We start from the raw sequence: 11783 nt of genomic DNA, 5'->3' as shown, positions 1-11783 counted from the left end.
CGACTGGAGTCTTTCTCAAAATGGCGAACCCCAAAATCACGTTCATCGGCGCCGGCTCTTCGGTGTTCATGAAGAATATCGTTGGCGATATCCTGCAGCGCCCGGCGCTGGCAGGGGCGCAGATCCGCCTGATGGACATCAATCCGACGCGGCTTGAGGAAAGCGAGATCATCGCCAAGAAGCTGGTGGCGACGCTGGGCGTGCCGGCGACGGTGGAAACCTTCTCGAACCAGCGCCAGGCGCTGGACGGCACCAATTTCGTCGTCGTCTGCTTCCAGATCGGTGGCTATGAGCCGTCCACGGTCGTCGATTTCGACGTTCCGAAGAAGTACAACCTGCGCCAGACGATTGCCGACACGCTTGGCGTTGGCGGCATCATGCGCGGGCTGCGCACCGTGCCGCATCTCTGGAGCATCTGCGAGGACATGCTGCAGGTGGCGCCCGACGCGATCATGCTGCAATACGTCAACCCGATGGCCATCAACACCTGGGCGATCTCGGAAAAGTATCCGACGATCAAGCAGGTTGGCCTCTGCCACTCGGTGCAGGGCACGGCCATGGAGCTGGCGCACGACCTCGACATTCCCTACGAGGAAATCCGCTACCGCTCGGCCGGCATCAACCACATGGCCTTCTATCTCAAGTTCGAGCACCGCCAGGCGGACGGGACCTACAAGGACCTTTATCCGGAACTACACCGCGCCTATCGCGAGGGGCGTGCGCCCAAGCCGGGCTGGAATCCGCGCTGCCCGAACAAGGTGCGCTACGAGATGATGACGCGGCTCGGCTATTTCGTGACCGAGAGCTCCGAGCACTTTGCCGAGTACACGCCCTATTTCATCAAGGAAGGGCGCGAGGACATCATCGAAAAATTCGGAATTCCGCTGGACGAGTATCCGAAGCGCTGCGTCGAGCAGATCGCCAAGTGGAAGCAGACGTCCGAGGACTATCGCAAGGCCGATCGGATCGAGGTCAAGCAGTCCAAGGAATATGCTTCGTCCATCGTCAACTCGGTCTGGACCGGCGAGCCTTCGGTGATCTACGGGAACCTGCGGAACAATGGTGTCATCACCTCGCTGCCGTATAACGCGGCGGTGGAAGTGCCGTGCCTCGTCGACGACAACGGGTTGCAGCCGACCTATATCGGCGAATTGCCGCCGCAGCTCACGGCGCTGATCCGGACCAATATCAATGTGCAGGAACTGACGGTTCGCGCGCTGATCGAGGAGAACCGCGAGCATATCTATCATGCCGCGATGATGGACCCGCATACAGCCGCGGAACTGGATCTGGATCAGATCTGGAACCTGGTGGATGATTTGCTCGAGGCCCATGGCACGATGTTGCCGGAATGGGCACGTGGGGCGCGGAAGCAGCGGGTCGCCTAAGCGTTAGGTTAGTGAGATTGGGGCCTCGGTGTGGAAGCACCGGGGCCTTTTTGTCTTGAAGACCTCATGGTGAGGTGCGGAGCGTAGCGTAGCCTCGAACCACGAGGGCGGGCGAGTGGAGGGTGTTGGGGCACGCCCTCGTCCTTCGACAGGCTCAGGATGAGGGCTACTGAGGGATACCCCTCACCCTGATTTTCTGCTGAACGCAGAAAATCTGTCCCTCTCCCTCAAGGGGCGAGGGAGGTCCGGTGGCTGGGTTGTCTTGGGTAGGGCCTACTCGCCCTTTCCAAACAGCTTGTTGAGCATGTCGGCCATTGGGCCTGATTTGGGCACTTCGGCCTGCGGCTTGCTGGTGCGGGCTTGGCGGATGTGGCTTTGCGCTTTTGGCGCTGCCTTCGGCTCTTCGCTACCCTTCGCGGCCAGTGCCAGCTTGTTCATGAAGCCGGCATCATCTCCGGCGAGCAGCATCCCCGCGTGGCGGCCGATGTCTTCGAGGAGGGGATCGAGCCAGGTCTTGTCGGCCTTGGCGAAGTCGCCGAGGACGTGGTGGGTGACGAATTCCTTGCCGGGGTGGCCGATGCCGAGGCGGACGCGTTTGTAGTCGAGGCCGATCTGAGGGTCGATGGAGCGCAGGCCATTGTGGCCGCCATTGCCGCCGCCGATTTTGACGCGGACCTTGCCGGGGGCGAGGTCGAGCTCGTCGTAGAAGACCACGATGTCGGCGGGGGCGATTTTGTAAAAGCTCGCGACCTTTTGCACGCTGTCGCCGGACTTGTTCATGAAGGTCTGAGGCTTGAGCAGCAGCACGCGATCGCTGCCGATGGTGCCTTCGGCGAGGAGGCCTGAATTCTTGGACTTCCAGCCGGAAATGCCATTGGCGCGAGCGATCGCGTCGACGGCCATGAAGCCGATATTGTGGCGATTGCCTTCATATTGGCTGCCCGGATTGCCCAGGCCGACAAGCAGTTTCATGGCGCGCTCTAATCAAGAAAAGACGTTGAGACAGGGAATAGCCGTAGCGGCGTGTCGTGAGAAGCCCTGGTGCTCCAAAACAGAGGTTCCCGCTTTCGCGGGAATGACACCGTAATGGTGGGGACGATCCTGCGCTGACACGGTGGATAGAAAAAGAAAGGGGCGACCCGAAGGCCGCCCCCAAAGTCTCGAAGCGAGGCCGATTACTCGGCTGATGCTTCGCCTTCTTCCGCAGCGTCGCCGCCGCTGGACTTCAGAGCCGACGGAGCAACGATCGTGGCGATCGTCACGTCTTCTTCGTGGCTGTGGTCAGCGGAGCCCTTGGGCAGCTTGATGTTCGAGATGTGGACAGTGTCACCGATATCGAGGCCGGTCAGGTCGACGGTCACGAATTCGGGGATAGCGTCGGCAGAAACGGTCAGGTCGAGCGTGTGGTGCACGATGTTGAGCGTGCCGCCACGCTTCAGGCCGGGGCTCGCTTCTTCGTTTTCGAAGTGAACCGGAACCTGAACGTTGATCTTGGCGCCCTTGGCGACGCGCAGGAAGTCGATGTGGATCGGCTGATCCATGACGACGTCGAGCTGGTAATCGCGCGGGATGACCTTATGGATCGTGCCATCGACGTCGAGGTCGAGGATGTGGGACTTGAAGCCACCGGCGTAGATGAACTTCAGCGCGTCCTTATAGGCCACGGAAACGGTGACGGGGGGCTTCTTGTCACCATAGATAACTGCGGGAACGAGTCCCTGACGACGAGCTTCGCGAGCGGCCCCCTTGCCAACTCCGTTACGCGCCTGTGCCTTGAGCACTTTGGTCTCAGCCATGGAAAGCATCCATTGGGTTGGTGTATGCGTCATCACAACGGCATACGCGCCCGTCCTCCAGGGGTGACGAGCGCTTCATGCGCCGGGCTATAGAGGAAAGGGGGGATGGGGGCAAGGGATTCTGGGGGATTTGCTGCGATACTTCCCTCTCCTCCGCACGATGTCATTCCCGCGAAAGCGGGAACCCCTGTTCAGGAAACGGAGGTCCCCGCTTTCGCGGGGATGACACAGTGGGAAAAGGCGAGATCGGCGGGCCATTAGCCGGCCATTAACTCACCCCTTCTCGCCTCCAGCCAATCTCGGATCGCCGGGTCAGTGGAAAGCCCCATGGCCAGTGTCAGCGCCTCATGCGCAGCTTCGCGGTTACCGGTTTCGGCGAGGAGGCGTCCGCGGACGGCCCAGTAGGGTTGGTAGTCGGCCATGCGCTTGTCTTCGGCGAGGGGCGCTATGCTTTGGAGGGCCGCGGCGGGGCCTTCGGTTTCGGCGAGGGCAGCGGCGCGGTTGAGGAGGACGACGGGCGAGCCGGTCATGGCGTGGAGGATGTCGTATAGTTTTACGATGATCGGCCAGTTGTCGGTGCCCGTCAGACGGCGGACGACATGGGCGGACTGGATGGCGGCTTCGAGCTGGCAGCGACCCGTCGGGCCGGCGCTGCTGGCGGCGCGGAGGAGGGTTTCTGCAGCTTCGATGGCTTCCATGTCCCAAAGAGCGGTGTCCTGCTCGTCGAGAGGCACATAGGCGCCGGTGGGGCTGCGGCGGGCGACGCGGCGGGCGTGGGAATAGAGCATGAGGGCCAGCATGCCCTTGGCTTCGGGCGAAGCTGGCAGGAGCGAGGCGACGAGGCGACCGAGCCAGATTGCTTCCTCTGCAAGCTGGCCGCCCGTCTCGCCGACGAGGTCGTTCCAGCCTTTTGCATAGGCGGCGTAGATGGCTTCGAGGACGGCGTCGAGGCGGCCGGGCAGGTCTTCAGTGTCGGGGATTTCAAAGGCGATACCGAGTTCGGCGATCCGCGATTTGGCGCGGACGAGGCGCTGACCCATGGTGGCGGCGGGAATGAGGAAAGCAGCGCCGATATCGGCGGCGGTGAGGCCCAAAATGGTCTGGAGGATCAGGGGGCTGCGGAGGGACGGGTCGATGTCGGGGTGGGCGCAGGCGAACATCAAGGCGAGGCGACGATCGGGGATGGCTTCCGGAGTCATGGCGAGGTCATCCAGTTCTTCGCGCATCAGGGTTAGATGGGTTTCACCTGATCTGCTGGTACTGTTGCGACGATAGGCATCGGTCTGGCGGCGGCGGGCGACGGTGAGCAGCCAGGCGTCGGGATTGGCCGGAACGCCCTGTTCCGGCCATGCGGTTAGGGCGCTGGCAAAGGCTTCTGCCAGCGCGTCTTCGGCCCCCGCGACATCGCGGGTGCGGGCGGCGAGGAAGGCGAGGAGGCGCCCGTAGCTTTCACGGGCGGCTCGTTCGGCGGCTCGCCTGGCGGTGTCGCTCACCAGTTCTTGTCCGGCTGGACGATGGGACGGATTTCGATAGTACCGTATTTGCTGGCGGGGCAGAGTTCGGCCCATTTGACGGCTTCATCAAAATCCTTGGCTTCGATGAAGAAATAGCCGCCGAGCTGTTCCTTGGCGTCGGAATAGGGGCCGTCGACGACATTGGTCTCGCCATTGCGGGTGCGGACCGTCTTGCCCTGGGTGGGGGACTGCATGCGTTCGCCCGGCGCGGCGCCTTCGGCCTTGGCGAGAGCTTCGTTGAAGGCGCCCCAGGCGGCGTAGAGCGCCTGCTGGCCGGCGGGGTCGCCGATATTGGTTTCGTCGTGGTGGATCAGCATCATGTAGCGCATGGGTTACGCCTCCTTGGCGGAACTGGTGTGGACGACAGGACGAATTTCGATGGGTCCCCATTGGGCGGCGGGACAGCGGGCGGCCCATTTGACGGCCGCGTCCATGTCTTCGCATTCGATGACGAAGAGCCCGCCGAATTGCTCGCGCGCTTCGGCATAGGGGCCTTCTTCCACCTTCAGCGTGCCGCCCTGGTTGATGAAGGCGCCGTCCACATTGTGGATCTCGCCGCCTGACATGCGAAGGGTGCGCGCATCGCTGGTTCGGCCGAGGGCCGAGGTGGAGACGAAGGCGCCGGCTTTTTCGAGAGCCTGCTGATAGGCGTACATGCCCTCCATCGCCTTTGCCATCTGCTCGGGCGGGATGGCGGCGCCGGCATTCTCGTCGGCATAGAGCATGAGGAGATAACGCATCGCACTCGTCCTTTCACGGTTGGCCGCTGGTTTTGTAGTGCGGCACAACAATGTCGGGGAGGGGAAGCGGTTTTCGACAGGTGGGGGAATTTTTGTTGGGGGCGCTGCCGGGCGCGCCCTCCGGTCGTCATCCTCGGGCTTGACCCGAGGACACTTTACTCCGCTGTTGCGAGGCAAGTGCAGGGCCCTCGGGTCAAGCCCGAGGGTGACGATCTGTGATGGGCCTTAGTCGAACAAGCTAGAAACGCTCTGTTCGCTGGCGGTGCGGGCGATGGCTTCGCCGATCAGGGCTGCGATGGTGATGCGGCGGATGTTGGCGGCGGCCTTGGTGGCGGGGGTCTCTTCGATAGAGTCCGTCACCACCAGTTCCTTGAGCTTGCTGCCGGCGATGCGCTCGGCGGCGCCTTCGGAGAGGACGCCGTGGGTGATGTAGGCCGAAACCTCATTGGCGCCGGCCTTGAGGAGGGCATCGGCGGCATTTACCAGTGTACCGCCGGAATCGACGATGTCGTCGATGAGGATGCACGATTTGCCGGAGACGTCGCCGATGATGTTCATCACTTCGGATACGCCGGCCTTGGGGCGGCGCTTGTCGACGATGGCGAGATCGGTGCCGAGGCGCTGGGCGACGGCGCGGGCGCGGGCCACGCCGCCGACGTCGGGCGACACGATCATGGTATTGTCGAGCTTATAGTTGTCGAGGATGTCACGGGTGATGATCGGCGCGGCATAGAGATTGTCGGTCGGGATATCGAAGAAGCCCTGGATCTGCGCGGCGTGCAGGTCGAGCGTGATGACGCGGTTGACGCCGGCTTCGGCGATCAGGTTGGACACCAGCTTGGCCGAAATCGGGGTGCGGCCGGCGGCGCGACGATCTTGGCGGGCATAGCCGAAATAGGGGAGGACCGCGGTGATGCGGCGTGCCGAGGACCGGCGCAGGGCGTCGGTGAGGATCAGCAGTTCCATCAGGTTGTCATTGGCCGGGAAGCTGGTCGACTGCAGCATGAAGACGTCTTCGCCGCGGACGTTTTCGTGGATTTCGACAAAGACCTCTTTGTCCGCGAAGCGCTTTACCGTGCAATCTGTCAGGGGAAGCTCAAGATAGCTGGCGACGGCTTGGGCGAGGGCACGATTGGAGTTGCCAGTCACCAGTTTCATGAGGGCGATCCTGTCTCAACCAGTCCCCGGGGAGGAGGGACCTTCCAGTTTCGCGGGCAGCTTTATCGAGTCATTTTTATGACTGCAACGCCCCATTGGTCTCATGCGTAAATTTAAGCCTAAGCGAGGCCGATAACGGCGATCTGGCGGCCGGTTCTCGTTTGCTGGTGCGTGGCGTAGCGGTGGGAGAAGAAGCGGGCGGGGTCGGCATAGGTGCAGAGGGCAGTGTCGGTGATTTCTGCAAGGCCGAGGGCGCGGGCTTGGATGGCGAGGTAGCCGGGCAGATCGAAGTGGGGCTTGCCGCCGGGCGGGGTCGTGAAGGCGGCCTTGGTGTTCGCATTCTGATTCAAGGCGTCGGCCTTAAACTGCTCACCGACTTCGTAATTCTGCTGGCTGATCGTCGGGCCGATGGCGAGCTGGATGCGGCGGCGCTGGGCGCCCAGGGCTTCCATGGCGGCGACGGTGTTTTCGAGAATTCCGTCCACCGCGCCGCGCCATCCGGCATGTGCGGCGCCGATGATGCCGGCGTGGCGATCGACGAAAAGCAGGGGAGAACAGTCGGCGGTGAGGACGCCGATGAGCACGTCGGCGCGGCGGGTCACGATTGCGTCAGCCTCGACAGAGCGGTCGGGGATGCTGCCGGCTTCGACAGTGATGGCGCGGTTGGAGTGGACCTGTTTCAGCGTCACAAGCGGCGCGCCGCCTAGGGTTTTGGTGATGAGGGCGCGGTTTTCCTCGACGGCGTCGGGGTTGTCGCCGACCGAGTGGGAGACGTTGAGGCCGGCGAAATCGCCCGTGGACACGCCGCCGTGGCGGCCGAAAAAGCCGTGGCGGACGACGTCGCTATCGGTCAGCGACTGGACGGAGACAAAGTCGATCATGCGGTGAACCCCGGGGGATTAAGGCCGGGGGAGTGGGCGCAGAAAACCTTGAAGAGGTCGCCCATCTGGTCCTTGCCGGTGAGGCGCTCGTGGGCGATGCGGATGTCGCTGGCGGAGCTGGGATTGGCGCCGGCGAGGGCTTTCGCGCGTTCGGCTATGCCGAGGCGGGTGAGGAATTCGCCTTGGGTGGCAAGGGGTTGTACGGCGAGGCCGACTTCTTGAGTCACCGCGGCGAGGGCGCCGAAATCGACATGGGCGGAGAGATCGGTTTCGCCGGGTTCTTCGAGGACGTCGGCATAGGCGTGGTTGCGGACGCCTTGCAAAGTGTCGCCGGTCTGGGTGCGGGCGTAGCCGTAGTCGATGGCGAGGATGCTACCGCCTTGTTTGGCCACCACTTTTGCGAGGCGCGACATGACTTCGCCGCCGGCAAAGCAGACTTCGAACAGGCTGTCGGGCTCGGCATTGGCGACGGCGGAGGGCATGGTTTCGTTGGGGATTGGGGTGGGCGAGAGGCCGAAGGCGCGCTTGCCGTCGATGAGGCCGACGAGGCGTTCGTGCCAGCCGTCTTCCTTCTTGATGAACTGGCGGATGGGCAGGGCATCGAAGAACTCGTTGGCGACGACGAGGATCGGGCCTTCGTCGAATTGCTCAAAGTTTTCAAGCCATTGCGGCTCGTAGCTTTCGAGGCGATTCCGCTGTTCGACCGTCAGGGCAGGGTTGGTTTCGAAGAGTTTTAGTTTGAGGCCATCGCGGAAACCGGGGGCGCGGCAGGCGACGCGGAGGATGTCGGCCATGAGGGTGCCGCGGCCGGGCCCGAGTTCCACGAGGTTGAAGCTTTTCGGCTCATCCATCTGTTGCCAGACATTGACGAGGTGAAAGCCGATAAGCTCCCCAAACATCTGCGAAATTTCCGGCGCGGTGATGAAGTCGCCCCCGGCGCCGAGGGGGTCGGAGCCCTTGTAATAGCCCTTGGTGGGGTGGGTCAGGCAGAGACCCATATAAGTGGCGACGGAGATGGGACCGCCGGCGGTGATCTGGAGGTCGATCTGCTGTGCCAGTGTTAGCGTACTGTTCACGTTGAGCGTCTCCTAGGGGCGCAATGCGTTAACGGGGCGCGTCGTCGCGTAGATGACGAGGATAAGGCCGCCGATAAGAATGGGGAGGCTGAGGATTTGGCCCATGGTGAGCCAGCCGCCATAGAGGTAGCCGAGCTGCTGATCGGGCAGGCGCACGAATTCGACGAGGATGCGCGAGAGGGCGTAGCCGATGGCGAAGATGCCGGCAACAAGACCGGGTTTCCGCAGCGCGTAGAAGACGTGGGTGGCGAGGCGGATGATGAGGAAGAGGAGGAGGCCTTCGAGGGCGGCTTCGTAGAGCTGGCTCGGGTGGCGGGCGACCTGCAGGGGATCGGTGGGGAAGACGACGCCCCAGGGCAGGGTGGTGGGGGCGCCATAGAGTTCGGCATTGATGAAATTGGCGATGCGGCCGAGGAAAATGCCGATGGTGGCGACGGCGCCCAGGAGGTCGAGCGAGGAGAGCCAGTTGCCCTTTTTCGAGAGGGTGAAGAGGATGGCCGCCAGCATGAGGCCGAGCATGCCGCCGTGATAGGACATGCCGCCATCGAGGGTGTTGATTATCTCGATGGGGTTCTGGAGATAGTAGGGCAGGTTGTAGAACAGCACGTAGCCGGTGCGGCCGCCGATGACGATGGCGAGCATCGCCCAGAAGGCAAAATCCCAGATATCCTTGGCCGGGAAAGGCGGGGTGCCCTTGTGCCAGAGGCGTTCGTTGCGCAGCAGCAGATAGCCGTAACCGGCGCCGAGGATGACGCCGAAGAGATAGGCGAGCGCATACCAGCGAATGGCGACGGGGCCGATGGCGAAGGCGATTGGGTCGATATTGGGGAAGGGCAAGGTTTGTCCTTTTGCCGGCTCGGCCAGTTCAGCCTGTTCCAAATTCTACTGCGGCGTCACCTGGCGGCGTTTTCTGCGCTTCCGGTGCTCACGGACGATTTGTCCGCTCCGCTCCGGTTCTCGAAAACGCCGCCATCTGACTCGCCGCAGCGAATTTTCAAACAGGCTCTCGGGTTTTGCCAGCCGTAGCCTCATGGCGGGGTGGGTCGCAAGGGGAGAGTTCTACAATTGGATGTGTGGGCGCAACCTCAACTGGCGGGTTGCGCGATGGGGCGCTGACCTATGGCGCGGAAACGGGGGATTGCGGCGGGAGACAATGCGGCCACACCGTAGAAGGCCGCGGTGATGCCAAGGGCGGCAAGAATACCGGTAGTGTCGGTAAGCAGGCCCGCATAGATGCCGCCAAAGGGAATGAGAACCCAGGTGAGCGAACCCACCAGCGCGATCACGCGGCCCACGACGGGTTTGGGAATGCGTTCGAAGAGGAGTGCGCCGATGATGGGGTTGAGGAAGCCGGCCGCGAAACCGCAGACAAGCAGAATCGAGACGATCAGCCACAGGGGCGGGCCGAAAGCGAGCGTCGCCATGGGGACCGGACCGGCAAAGGTGAAGCCGACCACGTACATCAAAAGTCGCGGCAGACGTTCGGCGAAAAATGCGCCGGCTGCGGCTCCGGCAATTGCCGCGCCGGAAAAGACGGCGAGGAGAATGCCGACCCAACTGGCGTCGAGGCCGGAAGAGCGGACCCAGACGGGCAAGAGAACGGTTGCATAGGCCTGGTCGAAGAGCCCGGTAAAGGCGAGCATCACCACGAGGGCGACGAGGATGGGGTCGCGGCTGAACGCGGCCCAGCCTTCGGACATTTGTGCGCGGTAGTTTTGTGAGGTGGGTTCGGTTTTCGGATGCGCCGCGGCGGTGGTTCCCATGCCGATGGTCAAGGCCAGGGCCGAAATGACAAAGGCGGCTGCGTTGGCGAGGAGGGCGGGGCCAGAGCCGAGCAACGCAATAAGAATGCCTGCACCGGCAGCGCCGAGCGTCCCGGCAAGACGGTCGCTGGTGCCGAGAATCCCGGTGACCCGTTCCAGGGAGAGGCTGCCGGCCTCGGCAACCACGGGAACCAGTGCATGCTTGGCAGCATCGGACGGCGCCCGCAGAACGCCCAAGAAGGCGACAGCGGGAAGGAGCAGCCAGAAGGACAGAATGCCGGACCAGTAGAGCAGCGGAATGACGCTGACGGCAATGGCCGAAAGACAGTCGCACCAGATGGCGATGCGTCGGGCCCCGAGGCGGTCAATGAAGGGGCCGCTTAGTGCCTTGGCGAGCACATAAGGCAACATTTCCGCAAGGCCCGCGACGCCGGTAAGCACCGGGCTGTTGGTGGTGGAAAGCACCAGCCAAGGAACGGCGATCGCGGATAGCCGCGTACCGCCGATTGATCCGACCGTGGCAATGGCCAGGGCTATGAGTGGCGTCTGCTGTTTCATGCGTCCACTTCCGGCGGCAGGAATGCCGGAAGGGAGCTTGAGTTGGACGAAACGCCTTGTCGAGTGCGGGACAGCGTCTTTTCGTCCAGCAGTCGGATCGGTTTTTGAGGGTGCCCTTCTTGCGGGCGTCAGTTCAGGGACTGGAAGGTGCCGTCGAGGCCGAACCAGCAGTTGAAGAAGGTGGTGTTGCCGTCGCGGTCGAAATTGCCCTGGGTGACGAAACGGTTGCCGGACTGGAAGGCCATGTTGACGGTGATGTCCTGCGGCCGGACGCCGTATTCGGCCGATGCTTCGCCGGCGCAGAAGCGAGGCATCTGGCTGGTGTCGAGCTGGGATGGGGCGGCGCTCGATGTGTCGGGTGCCTGGGGGCGCGGCGCTGTGGGCGCGGACTTGGCAGCGTTTTCGACGTAGAGGGTGAGATCATAGTTGGCGGTCTCGCCGCGACGGGCGGCGTTGCGCATCAGGTAGACGTCGACGATGTAATTGCCGCTCGAGGGTACTACGAAGGAGGTCGCGTTGCCCGAGATGGAGCCATTGTATAGGGCTTCGCTCGCGCCGGGGGCGGTGATGTTGAAATAGCTGCTCGCATTGTCGGTATCGAGCTGGACATCCATGGTCTGGCCTGCGGATACGCCGATGCTGTAGCGCACACTTTGATCGCCGGTGATCTTGCCCTCGATGGTCGTGCCGGAGGTGCCGCGCTGGAAGTGGACCGTTTCGGTGCGCGCATTTTGTGCGGCGGCCGGGGTCAGAGCCGAGCCGGCCAGCAGAAGCGCCAGCATAGCTGGTTTCGTCATTGTTCGCATTTGTAACTCCTTGGACGCATTGGAAACCCGGTGTGAAAACGTAGCGATGAGAATTTGGGCGGGCGCAATCGAACGACTGCGGCAGTTATAATTGGAAGCCTTA

12 protein-coding genes are annotated in these 11783 nt (G+C 62.9%); 1 reads left to right on the top strand and 11 read right to left on the bottom strand.

Annotated elements, in window-relative coordinates; genetic code table 11:
* Nucleotides 1-20: 20 nt before the first annotated feature.
* The gene (melA, locus tag JP75_RS05975; RefSeq protein ID WP_035080500.1) at nt 21-1388 is read left to right on the top strand and encodes an alpha-glucosidase/alpha-galactosidase; all 1368 of its coding nucleotides are present in this window, start codon (nt 21-23) and stop codon (nt 1386-1388) included.
* Nucleotides 1389-1661: 273 nt separating this feature from the next.
* On the opposite strand, the gene pth is transcribed toward melA, so the two are convergent.
* From pth to JP75_RS26840, 11 genes are all read right to left on the bottom strand, one after another.
* A complete protein-coding gene (gene pth / locus JP75_RS05970) occupies nt 1662-2360 on the bottom strand; it encodes an aminoacyl-tRNA hydrolase (protein WP_035080499.1) in 699 nt (232 codons plus the stop codon).
* Between the two features lie 203 nt (nt 2361-2563).
* Nucleotides 2564-3184, bottom strand: coding sequence for a 50S ribosomal protein L25/general stress protein Ctc (locus tag JP75_RS05965; RefSeq protein ID WP_035080674.1), 621 nt, complete (start codon nt 3182-3184; stop codon nt 2564-2566).
* A 257-nt stretch (nt 3185-3441) separates the two neighbouring features.
* Nucleotides 3442-4677 (bottom strand): RNA polymerase sigma factor, encoded by a 1236-nt coding sequence (locus JP75_RS05960; protein WP_244446266.1) that lies wholly within the window; start codon nt 4675-4677, stop codon nt 3442-3444.
* Nucleotides 4674-5027: a YciI family protein gene (locus JP75_RS05955; RefSeq protein WP_035080497.1), complete on the bottom strand. Its 354-nt coding sequence runs from the start codon at nt 5025-5027 to the stop codon at nt 4674-4676. The genes JP75_RS05960 and JP75_RS05955 overlap by 4 nt, the downstream gene beginning before the upstream one ends.
* A 3-nt stretch (nt 5028-5030) precedes the next feature.
* Nucleotides 5031-5438 carry a YciI family protein gene (locus JP75_RS05950; protein WP_035080495.1) on the bottom strand — a complete coding sequence of 136 codons (408 nt, stop codon included), beginning with the start codon at nt 5436-5438 and terminating at the stop codon, nt 5031-5033.
* Between the two features lie 225 nt (nt 5439-5663).
* Nucleotides 5664-6596 carry a ribose-phosphate pyrophosphokinase gene (locus tag JP75_RS05945; RefSeq protein WP_035080493.1) on the bottom strand — a complete coding sequence of 311 codons (933 nt, stop codon included), beginning with the start codon at nt 6594-6596 and terminating at the stop codon, nt 5664-5666.
* 119 nt (nt 6597-6715) lie between these two features.
* Complete coding sequence (pgeF, locus tag JP75_RS05940; RefSeq protein ID WP_035080491.1) at nt 6716-7477, bottom strand: peptidoglycan editing factor PgeF; 762 nt, start codon at nt 7475-7477, stop codon at nt 6716-6718.
* Nucleotides 7474-8553, bottom strand: a complete 1080-nt coding sequence (locus tag JP75_RS05935) for a class I SAM-dependent methyltransferase (RefSeq protein ID WP_035080489.1) — start codon at nt 8551-8553, stop codon at nt 7474-7476. The genes pgeF and JP75_RS05935 overlap by 4 nt, the downstream gene beginning before the upstream one ends.
* A gap of 12 nt (nt 8554-8565) precedes the next feature.
* Entirely contained in the window at nt 8566-9432 is an 867-nt protein-coding gene (gene lgt / locus JP75_RS05930) for a prolipoprotein diacylglyceryl transferase (protein ID WP_244446265.1), read from the bottom strand.
* Nucleotides 9433-9638: 206 nt separating this feature from the next.
* On the bottom strand, nt 9639-10874 hold the full coding sequence (locus tag JP75_RS05925) for an MFS transporter (RefSeq protein WP_035080486.1): 1236 nt from the start codon (nt 10872-10874) through the stop codon (nt 9639-9641).
* A 128-nt stretch (nt 10875-11002) separates the two neighbouring features.
* A complete protein-coding gene (locus JP75_RS26840) occupies nt 11003-11671 on the bottom strand; it encodes a hypothetical protein (RefSeq protein ID WP_201772906.1) in 669 nt (222 codons plus the stop codon).
* Nucleotides 11672-11783 lie beyond the last annotated feature (112 nt).

The organism is Devosia riboflavina (assembly GCF_000743575.1).
GTDB lineage: Bacteria > Pseudomonadota > Alphaproteobacteria > Rhizobiales > Devosiaceae > Devosia > Devosia riboflavina.
The sequence above is the reverse complement of the archived record's forward strand: the minus strand, read 5'-3'. Positions and strand labels throughout refer to the sequence as shown.